General features: G+C 41.7%; 14 protein-coding genes. 6 read left to right on the top strand and 8 right to left on the bottom strand.

Translation table 11 applies throughout. The annotated features are described in order from the left end of the window. Nucleotides 1-339 precede the first annotated feature (339 nt). The 3 genes from WC743_RS17975 to WC743_RS17965 all read right to left on the bottom strand — a co-directional run bounded on the left by WC743_RS17975 (nucleotide 340) and on the right by WC743_RS17965 (nucleotide 4,062). Entirely contained in the window at nucleotides 340-1,638 is a 1,299-nt protein-coding gene (locus WC743_RS17975) for an NAD(P)/FAD-dependent oxidoreductase (RefSeq protein ID WP_373014132.1), read from the bottom strand. A gap of 316 nt (nucleotides 1,639-1,954) precedes the next feature. Continuing rightward, nucleotides 1,955-3,697: a M56 family metallopeptidase gene (locus WC743_RS17970; protein ID WP_373014130.1), complete on the bottom strand. Its 1,743-nt coding sequence runs from the start codon at nucleotides 3,695-3,697 to the stop codon at nucleotides 1,955-1,957. Beyond that, nucleotides 3,697-4,062 (bottom strand): BlaI/MecI/CopY family transcriptional regulator, encoded by a 366-nt coding sequence (locus WC743_RS17965; RefSeq protein WP_373014128.1) that lies wholly within the window; start codon nucleotides 4,060-4,062, stop codon nucleotides 3,697-3,699. Before WC743_RS17965 ends, WC743_RS17970 begins: the two co-directional genes overlap by 1 nt. Nucleotides 4,063-4,520: 458 nt before the next feature. On the opposite strand from WC743_RS17965, the gene argB reads away from it, so the two are divergent. The 4 genes from argB (at nucleotide 4,521) to WC743_RS17945 (ending at nucleotide 9,777) form a co-directional block, all read left to right on the top strand. Then, nucleotides 4,521-5,312 carry an acetylglutamate kinase gene (argB, locus tag WC743_RS17960; RefSeq protein WP_373014126.1) on the top strand — a complete coding sequence of 264 codons (792 nt, stop codon included), beginning with the start codon at nucleotides 4,521-4,523 and terminating at the stop codon, nucleotides 5,310-5,312. A 4-nt stretch (nucleotides 5,313-5,316) separates the two neighbouring features. Beyond that, nucleotides 5,317-6,132, top strand: a complete 816-nt coding sequence (gene proC, locus WC743_RS17955; RefSeq protein WP_373014124.1) for a pyrroline-5-carboxylate reductase — start codon at nucleotides 5,317-5,319, stop codon at nucleotides 6,130-6,132. Nucleotides 6,133-6,169: 37 nt separating this feature from the next. Beyond that, nucleotides 6,170-6,841, top strand: coding sequence for a methyltransferase domain-containing protein (locus tag WC743_RS17950; RefSeq protein WP_373014122.1), 672 nt, complete (start codon nucleotides 6,170-6,172; stop codon nucleotides 6,839-6,841). Nucleotides 6,842-6,969: 128 nt separating this feature from the next. Then, nucleotides 6,970-9,777, top strand: coding sequence for an alpha/beta hydrolase family protein (locus tag WC743_RS17945; RefSeq protein ID WP_373014120.1), 2,808 nt, complete (start codon nucleotides 6,970-6,972; stop codon nucleotides 9,775-9,777). A 90-nt stretch (nucleotides 9,778-9,867) separates the two neighbouring features. Here WC743_RS17945 and gpmA read toward each other — a convergent pair whose 3' ends face one another. Next, nucleotides 9,868-10,557, bottom strand: a complete 690-nt coding sequence (gene gpmA, locus WC743_RS17940) for a 2,3-diphosphoglycerate-dependent phosphoglycerate mutase (protein ID WP_373014118.1) — start codon at nucleotides 10,555-10,557, stop codon at nucleotides 9,868-9,870. Between the two features lie 104 nt (nucleotides 10,558-10,661). On the opposite strand from gpmA, the gene WC743_RS17935 reads away from it, so the two are divergent. Continuing rightward, on the top strand, nucleotides 10,662-11,255 hold the full coding sequence (locus WC743_RS17935) for an acetate uptake transporter (RefSeq protein WP_373014115.1): 594 nt from the start codon (nucleotides 10,662-10,664) through the stop codon (nucleotides 11,253-11,255). Nucleotides 11,256-11,318: 63 nt separating this feature from the next. Here WC743_RS17935 and WC743_RS17930 read toward each other — a convergent pair whose 3' ends face one another. From WC743_RS17930 to WC743_RS17915, 4 genes are all read right to left on the bottom strand, one after another. Further along, nucleotides 11,319-12,236, bottom strand: coding sequence for a ribonuclease Z (locus tag WC743_RS17930; RefSeq protein WP_373014112.1), 918 nt, complete (start codon nucleotides 12,234-12,236; stop codon nucleotides 11,319-11,321). Between the two features lie 19 nt (nucleotides 12,237-12,255). Beyond that, nucleotides 12,256-12,633: an STAS domain-containing protein gene (locus WC743_RS17925; protein WP_373014110.1), complete on the bottom strand. Its 378-nt coding sequence runs from the start codon at nucleotides 12,631-12,633 to the stop codon at nucleotides 12,256-12,258. 51 nt (nucleotides 12,634-12,684) lie between these two features. Beyond that, on the bottom strand, nucleotides 12,685-13,629 hold the full coding sequence (locus WC743_RS17920) for a phosphoribosylaminoimidazolesuccinocarboxamide synthase (protein ID WP_373014108.1): 945 nt from the start codon (nucleotides 13,627-13,629) through the stop codon (nucleotides 12,685-12,687). 85 nt (nucleotides 13,630-13,714) lie between these two features. Then, a complete protein-coding gene (locus WC743_RS17915; protein ID WP_373014106.1) occupies nucleotides 13,715-14,677 on the bottom strand; it encodes a PhoH family protein in 963 nt (320 codons plus the stop codon). 102 nt (nucleotides 14,678-14,779) lie between these two features. On the opposite strand from WC743_RS17915, the gene WC743_RS17910 reads away from it, so the two are divergent. Next, a complete protein-coding gene (locus tag WC743_RS17910) occupies nucleotides 14,780-15,556 on the top strand; it encodes an S-adenosyl-l-methionine hydroxide adenosyltransferase family protein (RefSeq protein ID WP_373014105.1) in 777 nt (258 codons plus the stop codon). The last annotated feature ends 64 nt before the right edge of the window (nucleotides 15,557-15,620 follow it).

Genomic DNA, 15,620 nt, shown 5'->3' with positions numbered 1-15,620 from the left:
CCGCATTTCGGTGTCCTCACCGAAATCTTTAGGCAAGTCGCCGGGTGCAATTATTTGTGCGCTTACAAACAGCGGGGTAGGTTATCTATCACAGCCCAACTCCGCATTTCGGTGTCCTCACCGAAATCTTTAGGCAAGTCGCCGGGTGCAATTATTTGTGCGCTTACAAACAGCGGGGTAGGTTATCTATCACAGCCCAACTCCGCATTTCGGTGTCCTCACCGAAATCTTTAGGCAAGTCGCCGGGTGCAATTATTTGTGCGCTTACAAACAGCGGGGTAGGTTATCTATCACAGCCCAACTCCGCATTTCGGTGTCCTCACCGAAATTTTAAAGCACCTACCTTGCAACAGGGTCTGTCATCATTGTTTTGGTATTAAAATGATGCACTATTAACCGGTTATCGCTATTACGGGTAAAATACCCGAGCGCCCAATTTAAAAATACGATAGCTTTATTACTAAAGCCCGCAAGCGATAATAAGTGCACAAACATCCATAACAGCCATGCAAAAAATCCCTGGAAATGAAAACGCCCCAGATCGGCAACCGCTTTATTGCGGCCTATTGTAGCCATAGTCCCCAGGTCATTATACACAAAGGGGGTAGTTGGCTCGCCGTTTATAATATGCATAATGTTTTTAGCCAAATACTTACCCTGCTGTAAAGCTACCTGTGCTACTCCCGGGAAACCCGCCGGATTTGCCTCTGACGACACCGCCGATACATCACCAATTGCAAATACATTCGTACAGCCTTTTACACGGTTGATCTCGTCGGTTTGTATCCGCGAACCTTTTGCTATTATTTCAGGAGGGATCCCCTCAGGTATTTCGCCCCTAACGCCAGCCGCCCAAAATACGTTACGGGTTTTAATTTTTGTGCCATCATCTATTGTTAACATGTTACCGTCATAACTTTCAACATGCACACTGTTAAAAATGGTCACACCCATTTCAGATAAAAACTTTTTTGCTTTTAATGATGCCTGCGGCGACATGGCAGCCAACAGTTCTGGTTTACCTTCAACCAAATACACCGTCATATCTGCATTGCACAGGCCGGGGTAATCTTTACATAAAATATATTCTCTCAGTTCAGATATAGCACCTGATAGCTCAACCCCTGTAGGCCCGCCGCCAACTACTACAAAAGTCAACAAGGCATCCCGCTCGGCCCTATCAGTGGTCACTAAAGCTTTCTCCAGGTTCTGCAATATTAAACTGCGTAAATTTTGCGCTTCGGCAATGTTTTTCATGGGCATTGTAAAGTGCTCCAACTGTTTGTTGCCAAAAAAATTGGTATTGGCGCCCGTTGCAACAACCAGGTAATCGTATTTAAACTCACCCGCATCAGAAATTACGGTATTGTTATCGGTATCTATTCTTTGAACCACTGCCATATGAAAGGTGAAATTCTTTTGGTGCGTGAATATTCGCCTGATAGGGAAACCAATAGAATCGCCCTCAAGAACACCTGTTGCTACCTGGTAAAGCAATGGCTGAAATGTATGATAGTTATGTTTATCGAGTAATAAAACTTCAACCGGTTTGTTCTTTAGTTTCTTTGCCAGTTGAATACCACCAAAACCACCGCCTATAATAACTATTCGGGGTAATGCATTTTGTTTTTTATCCATATTAATATAGCCTGCCGCAAAGTAACAAATTAAACTGCAGGCATGTGTTTAGTTTCTTAACAGGATAAATTAAATATGTGTTTTAACAGACAATAATTTCATGAAAATGGATGTAGTACCGTGGCAATTATTAACCGCAAATTATTAACCACAGAGATCACAAAGAGAGAAACACAAAGTACACAGAGACCGAAAAACAATTACACGGATTATAGAGGCCCTCCTTATTATTTCTTTGTGTACTCTGTGGATAATTGATCAGAAAATCTCTGTGTCCTTTGTGGTTAATTATTACATCATCCTGAACTGAAGCTTTTTAACCTTTCTCGTAAAATTTGTAAAAGTAGTCGGGGTTTTTGATGCCGTAATCTTTAATATCGGTACTTAATGATACCCAGTCGTTAACGGTATATTCTTTAGCGCCCGTTTTAACCTCATGTACAAAACGGAAAGTTACATGGTCGCCGGATTCAATATCTTTAAAATCCGGTGCATTTGGCTTAAGGTTGAATTTAATTTTATAACCGTTAACCACTTCAACAACAGCGCTTTTCCATTTGCCGTTGGGATATTTTTGTATGTTAGTTACCTGCCCGTTTGTAAAGCGCACTTTGTTGGCTTCATACAGGAAAGCATAATCCGGAATTTTAGCTGCTTCTGCTATGCGATAAATTTCTTTACCATCTTTAATAACGAATGCCGGTTCAATTTCTACCGGTCGGCCCTTACCATAACCAGCCAGGAAAACCTTTAATTGTATTTCATCGCCAACTTTAAGTAAATTCTTCAATAATTTTGACTGCCCGTACCAGGTAGTTAAAGTGAACTCTTTATTATTTGTAGAAACTGTAAACCCTTCTTTGATCTGTTTGGATTTATCGGCATTTGTAAATCCTGTTACTTTGTAGGTAAGGGTATTGTTCATTGCCTCTTTTAACGCCTCGGTTTTTTGCTTGTAATCGTCAGTTTGTTGGTATGCTTTCTGTTCGGTTTTATATTTATCGTATTCCCTTTGCCGGGCAGGTGTACGTTTTACTTTCTGGCGAAATTTTGCAGTATCCTGATAAGTATTACTATTATCCACCCCTCCTTTTCCGTGTGGCAATATTATTTTCCTGGTCTCCAATTCAATTCCATCCGGAGATTTATGCCGGGTTATAGTGTAGAACGGTTGTTCTTTTGGCGATAAATTGGCAAAGGCAAGGCAGCTTATCACCACCATTGGTAGTATAAGCAGGTAAATGATCTTTTTCATATTTGATGTGGGTTTATTAAATAACATGGTTATGCGCGTTTTAAGCGATACTTTACTAAAACCGTGGAACAGGTAGCTTTGCCCGCTTACCGCCAGTTTAAAAAGCAACGTAGCGTATATTCCTTTATCATCCTTCCCTGCCGCTATCCGGTCAACCTCAAATTCGTGGTTCTCTTCTATTGAGCGTATGTAGCAGTAAGCGAATGGGTTAAACCACAGTACTATCTGTATTACCCTTGCAATAAGCCTGTCTGCCGAGTGCATTAATTTCACATGCAACATTTCATGGGTGATGATCTGCTTTATCTCTTCGGGCTCCAGTTCATCATCATTTATAAATATTACATTCAGGAATGAACTGTTCCCAAGCTTTTTACTGCCTTTTAATACTTTCACATTACCTATTTGCATCAGTTTTTTATTACCCATACGGCGAAAGAACAGTGTAAGCGTAACCAGTAAATGCACAACTGATGTTATAGCCATGGTTATATAAACATCTCTAATAAGCACCATCCAATTAAAGGGTTCAACATTATCTGCCGATGCCTGTATTATTGTAGTTTCTGGCTGCTGTACGGTTTGCATTTGCTGTACAAAAGCAACAGGCTGCATTATGGGCGATACCTCCGTTGTGTTTAGTGGAATAGTTAACGCCGGGATAACAAAACTTAGCAGCAATGTGGCCAATAAGTACCATCTGTTCAGTGTAAAAAAGGTGAGCCTTCGCAAAAACAGGTAGTAAAATGAGTAGAAGATACCGGTACATGCCGATACCTGCAGCAGATAGATGAGTGTCTTCATTATTTTGAGTTTTTATCAATCATTTCTTTGATCTTCCTGATATCATCTTCGCCCAGCTTTTGCTCTTTAACCATGAATGATAGCAGGCTCTCTACCGAGTTATCAAAGTACCCGGTAAACATTTTTTTGAATGACGCCTTGCGATATTCCGCTTTACTAATGGCGGGGAAGTATTCATAGGTTTTACCGTATGCCTTGTAATCAACATACCCCTTCTTCTCCAATAGCCTCACTACCGATGATATGGTGTTGTAAGGTGGTTTAGGGTCATCTGGCATGGCTTCAATAATATCCTTTACAAAAGCCTTTTTCAGGTTCCATAGCACCTGCATTACACGCTCTTCTGTTTTTGTTAACTCTTCCATAAACCAAATCTATAACTTATATTTCAGTTATACAACTGTATTTATAGTTATTTAACTTATTTATCAGTTGTAATACTTAAGTATTTTATTATCAATTGATTAATTTACAACAGAGATCACAAAGAGAGAAACACAAAGTACACAGAGACCGAAAACAATTACATGGATTATAAAGTCCCGCCTTATTACTTCTTTGTGCACTCCGTAATTAACAAATCAGAAAATCTCCGTGCCCTTTGTGGTTTAAATATGATAATTAACCACAGAGATCACAAAGGGAGAAACACAAAGTACACAGAGACCGAAAAACAATTACAAGGATTATAGGCACCTCTTTATTACTTCTTTGTGCACTCTGTGATTAATAGTCAGAAAATCTCCGTGTCCTTTGTGGTTAAAATCCGCTATCATCACCAAAAAATAACTATTATTGCCATCGAACTTATATATAATACAACATGCAAGCCCTGCACATCATAAAAATAGGCGGAAACGTAATTGATAACTCAGAGAACCTGCACCGTTTCCTGAAAGATTTTACGGCGCTGGAGGGTTACAAGATCCTGGTACACGGCGGTGGTAAAGTGGCTACCCAAATATCAGAAACAATGGGTATTGAAGCCAAACTGGTAGACGGCCGCCGCATTACCGATATTGATACCCTGCGCGTTGTAACCATGGTTTATGGCGGATTGATAAACAAGAATATTGTGGCCCAGCTACAGCGCTATGGCAATAACGCTATTGGCCTAACCGGTGCCGACGGCGATTTTATCCGTGCTAAAAAACGACCGGTAAAAACTATCGATTATGGTTTTGCCGGTGATATATTTGAAGGATCGATAAACCCGGAGAACATTCGTAAATTGCTTGATGGTGGCTTCACCCCTGTTTTTTGCGCGTTAACGCATGATGGTGAGGGCCAGCTGTTAAACACCAATGCCGATACCATAGCATCGGCACTGGCGGTAGCATTATCAAAGCTGTATGAAACCACGCTGGTTTATTGCTTTGAAAAGAAAGGCGTATTGCAGGATATTAACGATGAAGATTCATTGATAAGGGATATTGACCCCGGGCGTTACGAAAAATTAAAGACAGATCAGATCATTCACAGTGGGATGCTCCCTAAAATGGATAATGCATTTACCGCTATATCATGCGGGGTTAAAGCAGTAATAATAGGGCACTCTGATGATTTGGGGCAGTTGAAAAGTAAGCAGGGTTTTGGTACACGTTTAAGCAAATAATAACATGGAAACACAGCAGCATATAGCCATTTTAGGCAGCGGAAATATTGGTTTAGCTTTGGCTAAGGGATTGGTAAAAGCAGGTATTTTTAAACCGCAGCAAATTACGCTCACCCGTCGTAATATTACGGCTTTGTCTGCCCTGGCCGATGAAGGTTACAACGTGACCAGCGATAATGCCGAAGCCGTTACCAAAGCCGATATTGTTGTTTTAGCTATACTACCACAACAATTAAACAAGCTGCTTGACGAAATTAAACCTGCTGCCGATCAAACCAAACACCTTTTGATCTCGGTAGTATCGGGTGTAAGCTGCCAGGATATCCGTAATCAACTGGGGTTGGATGTGCAGGTAATTCGTGCTATGCCCAACACTGCAATTGCCATAGGCCAAAGCATGACCTGTATTGCAACAGACAATGCATCTGCCGCCAATGTTAGCCTGGTTAAATCATTATTTGATACCGTGGGTGTAAGCATCCAGATCAATGAAGAATTAATGACATCGGCCACGGCGCTTTGTGCCTGCGGTATCGCTTTCTTTTTAAGATCCATCCGTGCGGCATCACAAGGCGGTACCGAGATAGGTTTTCACGCGCATGATGCTTTGAAGATGGCCGCGCAAACCGCCAAAGGCGCTGCCGATCTTTTACTGCAGCTCTCATCCCACCCCGAGCAGGAAATTGATAAGGTTACTTCCCCAAAAGGCTGTACCATAGCGGGGCTGAACGAAATGGAGCACAATGGCTTTAGTTCGGCAATGATAAAGGGCATAAAAATGTCTGCCGAAAAAGCGGGGGTATTATATAAAAGCGAATAATTGCACTAGGTTAAATCTTATTTTAAGCAATAACTGAATGAGAAAAGATGACCGTACACCACTTTATGCAAAATATTTAATTCGTTTAACCCGTCCTTTTCCTGATTTCGACTTCTTTTTTATAAAGCCCCTGCGTAAAAAGGCTACCGGTCTGTTAATGCTGAAGCCCGGGGACCGGGTTATAGATATGGGTTGCGGAATGGGTGGCAGCTTCCCCTACCTGGTAAATGCCGTTGGGCCAACCGGAGAAGTTGTTGGTGTAGAGATAAGCCCTGATGTGATCATAAATGCCAAAAAACGTATCGCATTAAATAATTGGACAAATATTATAGTGGTTGAAGCCCCGGCACAAACTGTAGGCTTAACAGGTATGTTTAATGGCTTGCTTATGTTTGGCGCACCTGATGCATATGCGTCAGAAGAGGCCCTTGAAAACATTATTCCGTATTTAAAGGATAATAGCTGTGTAGTAATATTTGGTGCAAAGGGGGCTAACAATTTTATAGGGAAAATATTAAATCCTATCCTAAATAAAGTATTCTCAAAACTTACTTTTGCGACAACACCCGGAATGAGTGCGGAACCCTGGCAAATTCTGTCAAAATACGTTAACAATATTACTATAAAAGAATATTTTTTTGGTTGGATGTTCCTTGCTTCCGGTTCTGTGATCTCATCAACAGTTATAAACAAAGCCCAATTGGAATAAGTATCTGGTAAAAATGATCTTTTTCTTTAAAGATGGTTTTAATAAGCGCTTTCTTGTAACTTTTTTATTGTAAAACCGGCCTCCGAACTATTTTTTTAAGATATTTAAGAGTTAATATCCCACTTATTATGAAGAAAATTCTACTTCCTCTATTATTATTTGCCGCTTTTGGTGCCACGGCACAAAAAATATCAAAAAAACCACTCGATCATACTGTTTATGATGGCTGGCAAAATATTACCAACGAACGTATCAGTAACGATGGTAAATATATATTATATGTAGTAAAACCACAGGAAGGCGATGCCAGCCTGGTTATAACCGACAGTAAGAACAGCAGTAAATTCAGCATCCCGCGTGCGGATACCGTCCGTATTACTGCCGACTCCAAATACGCCGCGTTTTTGATAAGGCCTTTCTTTAAAGATACCCGCCTGGCCAAAATCAAAAAGAAAAAACCTGCCGAGTTTCCAAAAGACACCTTGGGCATAATAGTTTTAGGTAAAAACCAGGTAGAAAAGATCCCGGCTATCAGGTCATTCAAAATTGCTGATAAAGCATCGGTAATAGCTTACTTAATGCCTGCTGATACATTAAAGAAACCTGTTGCATCAGATACTTCAAAAAAAGCGGTTGCCGCAACAATAGCCCCGCCAACACGTGATGGTGCCGAGCTTACCGTAAAACAATTATTAACCGGCAAAACCCGCACTTTTAAATATGTTACAGAGTACCAGTTAAGCAAAAATGGTAAAATGCTGGCCTATGCTGTTACAGCACCAAAGAAATCAAAAGATGTAAAGTCGGGCTTGTTTGTTTATGATGTTGAGAAAGATACTTTAAAGCTTGTAAATACAGGCCGTGGTAACTACCGCAACGTCACCTTTGATGATGCCACCAAACAACTGGCTTTTACAGCCGAGAAGAACCCAGAGAAAGCGCAGGTTAAGCCGTTTAAGCTGTATTATTATCAGATAGGTAAAGACAGTGCCGACGTTATAGCTGCACCAAACTCGGCAGGTATGCCGGCTAAATGGGCTGTTAGCGGCGATGGGCGTGTTTATTTTAGTAAGAATGGCAGCAACCTTTTCTTTGGCACCGCTCCTATCCCTAAACCTGCCGATACCACTATTGTTGATTTTGAAGTGGCCCGGTTAGATATATGGAACTATAAAGACGATTACCTGCAGCCGCAGCAGTTAAAAAACCTGCAACGCGAGCTAAAACGCAATTACCTTGCCGTAATACGCCCTGCCGAAGCGGATAAAAAACTGATCCAATTAGCGGATATCAATATTCAGAATGTGCTGATATCTGATAATACAGATGCCGGTTATGCATTAGGCCTTACCGATACAGGTGCCCGTGTGCAATCGCAGTGGGAAGGCGGCAGCAACCAGGCAGCTTATTTAATAAACGTTAAAACCGGGGAGCGTAAACTGATAAACAGCCGTTTAAAAGGCCGATATAGTATTTCGCCGGGTGGTAATTATGTGATCTGGTTTGATTCAAAAGATCAGAACTGGAACAGCTATGCGATCGCCACAGGTAAAAAAGTAAATTTAACAACAGCTACCCATGTTAAATGGGGCGATGAGGATAATGATGTACCGGATGATCCATCGGCTTACGGTGTTGCCGATTGGGAACAAGGCGATAAAAACGTACTGATATATGACAGGTATGATATCTGGAGCATTGACCCTGCAACAGGCGCTGCTACAAACTTTACTAATGGTATAGGCCGTAAGAACAAGCTCGAGTTCAGGTATAACAGTACCGATCCTGATGAGAAATTCATCCCCAATAAAAAAGTGCTTTGGATGATAGTGCAGAATGATGATACCAAACAATGGGGATATTATAAAAAACAAATAGGCACGGCAGCCGCGCCTGTAAAAGTTGTAATGGCGCCAAACGGCTTTAGCGGTTTACAAAAAGCCAAAAATGCCGATAGCTTTATCTACACCAGATACAGCTACACGCAATCGCCTGACTTGTATGTATCAGCAGACCTTAAAAAAGAGACTAAGCTTAGCGCTATAAACCCGCAGCAGGCAGAGTATAACTGGGGAACAGCCGAACTGGTACAATGGACAACCCCAAAAGGATACCATTCAAAAGGGATCTTATACAAACCGGAAAATTTTGATCCGGCTAAAAAATATCCGATGATCGCTTACTTTTATGAAAAACTAAGTGAAGGTTTATACGCTTATTTGCCACCGTCACCTACTCCGTCAAGGTTACCCATCTCCTGGTTTGTAAGTAACGGTTACCTGGTATTCGCACCGGATATCAGTTACGAAGCCGGCCACCCGGGAGCATCTGCGGTTGAGTTTGTTAACTCGGGTGTTGAGGCATTAAAGAAAAATGCCTGGGTTGATGGCGCGCATATTGGCATACAGGGCCAAAGCTGGGGTGGTTACCAGGTTGCTTATTTAATTACCCAAACAGATATGTATGCGGCTGCATGGGCAGGTGCACCGGTTGCCAATATGACATCGGCTTATGGTGGTATCCGTTGGGAAAGCGGTGTAAACAGGCAGTTTCAGTACGAAAAAACACAAAGCCGTATTGGTGCCAACCTGTGGGATAAACCACAACTATATATTGATAATTCGCCGCTATTTATGCTGCCAAAGGTGAAAACCCCGGTAGTGATCATGTCAAACGATGCGGATGGCGCTGTGCCATGGTACCAGGGTATTGAAATGTTTACCGCCCTGCGCAGGTTAAATAAACCAGTATGGCTACTGCAATATAATGATGAGGCCCACAATCTTGTAAAACGCCAGAACCGTAAAGATATATCTATCCGCGAAGCACAGTTCTTTGATCATTTCCTGAAAGGCGCGCCTATGCCGGTTTGGCTGGCCAATGGTGTACCCGCTGTTGATAAAGGAAAAGACTGGGGATTTGATTTGGTGAAATAATAACAGTTGGCAGTAAGCAGTTGGCAGTTTGCGGTTGGGCATTAAACCTTGCAAACTGCCAACTGCTTACTGCAAACCGCCAACCGCTTATCACTCTAAATAATAATGCCTTATCTGATTAAGGCGGTCATCAAGTTCATATACCCATGGTGTGGCCGTGGGGATATCCAGTTTTGCAACATCCTCGTCGCTTAAGTTATCTATATATTGTATTAAAGCCCTAAGGCTGTTTCCATGGGCACAAATAATTACTTTTTGATTTTGGCGTATGGCGGGTACAATGCTTTCATGCCAAAAGGGTAATGCCCTATTCATCGTTTCGCTTAGGTTTTCGGTAAGCGGTAATTCACGGTAGGTAAGGTCATTATAACGCAGGTAATGGCCGGGGAAGCGTTTGTCTTGCTCTGTTATAGCAGGCGGGTGTTCGTGCGGGTCGCGCCGCCATTTGTGCACTTGTTCCTCGCCATATTTTTCAATGGTTTCGGCTTTGTTTAAACCCTGCAGCGCACCATAAAAGCGTTCATTTAGCCGCCATGATTTTTGTACCGGGATCCACAAATGATCCAGCTCTTCCAAAACAAAGTGCATGGTTTTGATAGATCGCTTTAAAACAGATGTAAAGCCGGTATCAAACGTATAGCCATATTTGGCAAGTAACCGCCCTGCCCTTTTGGCTTGTTCTAGTCCTTCTTCAGACAAGTCAACATCTTCCCAGCCCGTAAAGCGGTTCTCTTTATTCCAAACACTCTCGCCGTGGCGGATTAAAACAAGTTTCTGCATATCAGCTTTATTAACGCCTTACAGGCATTTGAGTTTAAAATAATTGCTAATTAACCGTATTTAAATTAGATTGCGTTATTAACCAAATTTAAACCTTTCTTGTTATGATCCCAACAACACCTGTTACTGTAAAGGATGGAATTGCCAACCCCGCGCCACTTGGCTTATGCGCTTTTGGTATGACCACCGTTCTTTTAAACATCCACAATGCCGGTTTTTTTGAGCTGAATACCATGATCCTGGCCATGGGCATATTCTACGGCGGACTGGCACAAGTAATTGCCGGCGTTATTGAAGCTAAAAAGAATAATACTTTCGGTTTAACCGCATTTACATCTTACGGCTTTTTCTGGCTATCACTGGTGGGCCTGCTTGTAATGCCTAAACTGGGCTGGGGAGTTAAAGCATCTGAACTGTCAATGTGCTGTTACTTAGGTATATGGGGACTGTTTACCTTTTGCCTTTTCTTTGGCACATTAAGATTGAACCGCGCCCTGCAATTTGTATTTGCATCATTAACCATATTATTCTTTTTGCTGGTTTTGGGAGATGCTACAGGCAACGAAAGCATTAAGCACCTTGCAGGTTATGAAGGTATCATTTGCGGGTTATCTGCTATTTATACCGGTATAGCCGGCGTATTAAATGAAGTTTATGGTAAGGTAGTAATGCCGATAGGGACTGTGACGAGTAAATAGTTCATTAAATTTTAAGATCTGGCAACTCCTGTGGGTTGCCGGATTCTATTCTCTTAAGAAAAGCTATTTTGATATAATAAACGTTTTTCCTTCTACAGCCAGTTCTGTATTTGGGAAAACGCTTTGTGCTTCGTCAAGGAACTCGTTTAATGTCTTGTAACGGGCCGAGAAATGACCGATGATCAATTTATCGGCGTGTGTTTGCAAAGCTACCTGTGCGGCTTGTAAGGCGGTTGTATGGTGGGTTTGGTTTGCCCTATCCAGCATATCATTTAAAAAAGTAGCCTCGTGATACAGCAACGATACTCCGTTTATCTGTTCAAAATATCCGGGATTATACAACGTATCTGAACAATAAGCATAAGTTTTGGGTTCGGCAGAATCTACAGTGAGCGTATCATTCTTGTAAATGGTACCATCAGCGGCCTCATAATCTTTCCCTTTTTTTAGGGCGGTAAAATATTGTACGGAGATGTCCAGCTTTTCTACCCTGTCTTTAATAATTTTACGAAGCCTTTTTTTTTCCCTGAATAAGAAACCGGTACAAGGTATGCGGTGATCAAGCGGGATGGTCTCAACTACAATATCCTGGTTATCCAGGATCACTTCGGCAGCATCGGTTTTAGTAAAAATAAACTCTACAGGATATTGCAGGGTAGTTTCAGAATATTTTAATTGCAGATCTACGATCTCTTTCAAAGCAAGCGGACAAAAAACCTGAAGCGGTTTTGTACGCCCGTTCAAATGCATTGATGAGAGTAATCCCACCAGCCCCAGGTAATGATCGCCATGGAGGTGACTGATAAAAATATAATCAATACGGCTTGCTTTTACGTCAAAACGCAGCATTTGCTGCTGGGTACCTTCGGCACAATCAACTAAGTATAGTTTCTCGTTTATGTTAAGTACCTGCGCAGTAGGGTTTCTATTAAAAATTGGCGTTGCAGAACTGCTGCCCAGTATCGTAACTTCGAATTTCATACCGGGGTATATCGCTATATTATCTCATTTCCTTCTTTAGCTCTTTCTCTATTTCTTCCATAAAAATAAGATCGATAGCTTCTTCGCATGTAGGAACAACCGAAAGTACATTATCCAATTGCGAAATAGTAACCAGGCGGGCTACAGAATCATTTAAACCGCAAAGTATAAATGAACCTTCGGCATTTTTGCAAATACGGTGCCCTACCAATAAACTGCTCAGGCCTGATGAATCGGCAAACTTAACTTGTGAAAGATCAAGGATTATGTTTCTCTGACCTTCCGTATTGATCAATATTAACTCGGATTTCAGCTGTGGAGTTACCAGCGAGTTTAATTTTGATTCGTTTAGCTTTATCAGAATATACTTCTCGTGCTTATCAACTGAAAATTTCATCTTTGTATTATTTATCGCTAAAGATATAAAGATTTTGTCTTTAAATAAAAATTACAATTCAGCAATTGCTTTATTAATTGCATTTTCAACTCTTACAACAACATCCTGAGCCTGGGGCTTAATGAATTTTTCGCCTGTGATCTGCTCATACAGCTCAATATACCGGTTTGAGATAGACTGGATTATATCGGCGGTCATTACCGGCACATTTTGCCCGTCCTTACCCTGGAAACCGTTTTCAATGAGCCACTTCCGCACAAACTCTTTTGAGAGCTGCTTCTGGGCCTCGCCGCTTGCCTGGCGCTGCTCATAACCCTCACTATAAAAATACCGTGATGAATCTGGTGTGTGGATCTCGTCTATCAGGTAAATGGTATCGCCAACCTTACCAAACTCATATTTGGTATCAACCAATATCAAGCCCTGCGCGGCGGCAATTTCAGTACCGCGTTTAAAAAGCTGGCGGGTGTAATTTTCAAGCTGAACGTAATCGGCTTCGGTAACAATACCTTGCTTTAGTATCTCCTCACGTGAAATATCCTCGTCATGCCCTACTGCTGCTTTTGTTGTTGGGGTGATGATAGGCTCGGGCAGCTTGTCGTTTTCTTTTAAACCTTCCGGTAAGCTTACACCGCAAACCTGGCGTTTGCCTAAAGCATATTCACGTGCGGCATGGCCGGCCAAATAACCCCTTATTACCATTTCTACTTTAAACGGCTCGCAAATGCGGCCAATGGTAACACTTGGGTCGGGTACGTTTATTACCCAGTTGGGTACAATATCAGCGGTAGCGCTTAAAAATTTAGCGGCTATCTGGTTTAAAACTTGTCCTTTAAAAGGTATTGGCTCGGGCAGTACTACGTCAAATGCAGAGATCCTGTCGGTAACAACCATTGCCAGATATTTATCAGCAATGGTATAAACATCGCGTACTTTGCCCTTGTAAAAAGCGGTTTGTCCCGGAAAATTGTAATGTGTTTCTTTTATAGCGTTCATTGTGTTGTATGAGAATCAAGAGACAAGAATCAAGAGACAAGATAAATCCCCCCGGTCTTGATTCCTGACTCTAAAAGTCTTACTTCTAATTTTGTATATCCCCGTAAGCTTCCAGTATGCGTTTCACCAGTTTGTGGCGTACAACGTCTTCTCCGCTCAGGTAAACAATATCAATACCTTTTATATCAGTTAATATGCGCAACGCGGTGTAAAGGCCCGATTGCTGTTTCTTAGGTAAATCTATCTGGGTTACGTCGCCTGTTACAATAAACTTAGCCGAAGGGCCCATACGGGTTAAAAACATCTTCAGCTGCATATCTGTAGCGTTTTGTGCCTCATCTAATATCACAAAGCAGTTATCAAGCGTACGGCCACGCATAAACGCCAGGGGCGCTATCTCAATGGTACGGTTCTCCAGGTAAAGTTTCAGCTTCTCAGCAGGGATCATGTCATCAAGCGCATCGTATAACGGGCGCAAATACGGATCTATCTTTTCCTTCAGGTCACCCGGTAAAAAGCCCAGGTTCTCTCCTGCCTCAACAGCCGGGCGGGTAAGTATAATACGTTTTATCTCTTTATTTTTTAATGCCCTTACCGCTAAAGCTACAGCAGTATAGGTTTTACCCGTGCCTGCGGGACCAATGGCAAACAAAATATCATTTTTGCTCAGGCTATCAACCATACGGTGCTGGTTTGGCGTACGTGCCCTAACCATAATGCCGTTGGGGCCAAACACCAACACTTCGCCGCTGGCAAATTTATCAGGTGCGGCAGCGCCATCTATTTGTACAGATATTTTGGCTCCCAAGATCCGTTCAACATCGTTTACATTAAGGGTTTCAAATTTTTCTACATGCTCAATCAGATGATCAAACTTCTCCAGAAAAAGGGTTAGTTCGCGCTCATCGCCCATAACTTTAACCTCGTTGCCACGCGCAACTATTTTAAGCTTAGGATATTGCTTTTTTATGATCTCGAAATGATCATTGTTCGGTCCCCATAGTACAGCGGGGTTAACTTGGTCAATTGATAACTTTAGCTCGTTCAATACTAATTGATTTTTACCGGTTGCAGATTTTTATGAATTAAAAATTGAATATTTGCACCTTTAAATGCTTTACAAGATTAGCAATAAATATTTATAAAATTAATGGCAATTATAACTTTAACTACTGACCTGGGCGATAAAGATATTTATCAGGCTGCCCTTAAAGGTAGTATTTATAAATTACTGCCAACGGTAAATATTGTTGATATTACTAACAATGTTGCACCCTTTAATGTGCAGCAGGCAGCGTTTATTTTAAAGAACAGTTTTTACTACTTTCCAGACTACACCGTTCACCTTATAGGCATTGATACTGTGTACAATACCTATACCCGCTACCTTGCTGTAAAGTTTAATAACCACTACTTTGTTGGGGCCGATAATGGCATATTCTCGCTGATGTTTGACCGCGAGCCTGATGAGATTGTGGAAATAAATATTATGCAGGATTTGAAGTTCCTGCACTTCCCGCTGGCAGATATTTTTGTTAAAGCCGCCTGCCATTTAGCCAACGGTGGCACACTTGCTCAAATAGGCCTGCCGGTAACCAGCGTGGAAAATAAAATGACCCTGCAGCCGGTAATCGAGAAAAATATTATCAAGGGCGCCGTAATATATATCGACTCTTTCCAGAACGTAATAACCAACGTAACCAAAGAATTTTTTAACCGCGTACAACAGGGCCGCCGCTTTATACTTTACTTTAAACGGAACGAAACCATCACCCAATTAAGCTGGCATTATAACGAAGTACCCGAGGGCGAAAAGCTTTGTTTATTTGGTATAAGCGATCATTTGGAAATAGCCATTAACAAGGGCAATGCAAGCGGACTGCTGGGGTTGAATTTGGGCGATAGTGTTATTATTGATTTTCAATAGGAGTTTCTACCCATGACATATTAGTTGGGTCATGCTGAGCTTGTCGAAGCATCGCGGGCGGGCC

Origin of the sequence: Mucilaginibacter sp., assembly GCF_041660805.1 — a bacterium.
Taxonomy (GTDB): domain Bacteria; phylum Bacteroidota; class Bacteroidia; order Sphingobacteriales; family Sphingobacteriaceae; genus Mucilaginibacter.
This window is presented reverse-complemented; position numbering and strand designations above follow the sequence as displayed.

What these genes read in the sequence shown, in the direction of transcription:
- argB (WP_373014126.1), top strand. Translation starts at nt 4,521, where the DNA reads ATGCAAGCCCTGCACATCATAAAAATAGGCGGAAACGTAATTGATAAC.
- WC743_RS17950 (WP_373014122.1), top strand. Translation starts at nt 6,170, where the DNA reads ATGAGAAAAGATGACCGTACACCACTTTATGCAAAATATTTAATTCGT.
- WC743_RS17920 (WP_373014108.1), bottom strand. Translation starts at nt 13,629, where the DNA reads ATGAACGCTATAAAAGAAACACATTACAATTTTCCGGGACAAACCGCT.
- WC743_RS17970 (WP_373014130.1), bottom strand. Translation starts at nt 3,697, where the DNA reads ATGAAGACACTCATCTATCTGCTGCAGGTATCGGCATGTACCGGTATC.
- WC743_RS17935 (WP_373014115.1), top strand. Translation starts at nt 10,662, where the DNA reads ATGATCCCAACAACACCTGTTACTGTAAAGGATGGAATTGCCAACCCC.
- WC743_RS17925 (WP_373014110.1), bottom strand. Translation starts at nt 12,633, where the DNA reads ATGAAATTTTCAGTTGATAAGCACGAGAAGTATATTCTGATAAAGCTA.
- WC743_RS17965 (WP_373014128.1), bottom strand. Translation starts at nt 4,062, where the DNA reads ATGGAAGAGTTAACAAAAACAGAAGAGCGTGTAATGCAGGTGCTATGG.
- WC743_RS17930 (WP_373014112.1), bottom strand. Translation starts at nt 12,236, where the DNA reads ATGAAATTCGAAGTTACGATACTGGGCAGCAGTTCTGCAACGCCAATT.
- WC743_RS17975 (WP_373014132.1), bottom strand. Translation starts at nt 1,638, where the DNA reads ATGGATAAAAAACAAAATGCATTACCCCGAATAGTTATTATAGGCGGT.
- WC743_RS17945 (WP_373014120.1), top strand. Translation starts at nt 6,970, where the DNA reads ATGAAGAAAATTCTACTTCCTCTATTATTATTTGCCGCTTTTGGTGCC.
- gpmA (WP_373014118.1), bottom strand. Translation starts at nt 10,557, where the DNA reads ATGCAGAAACTTGTTTTAATCCGCCACGGCGAGAGTGTTTGGAATAAA.
- WC743_RS17910 (WP_373014105.1), top strand. Translation starts at nt 14,780, where the DNA reads ATGGCAATTATAACTTTAACTACTGACCTGGGCGATAAAGATATTTAT.
- proC (WP_373014124.1), top strand. Translation starts at nt 5,317, where the DNA reads ATGGAAACACAGCAGCATATAGCCATTTTAGGCAGCGGAAATATTGGT.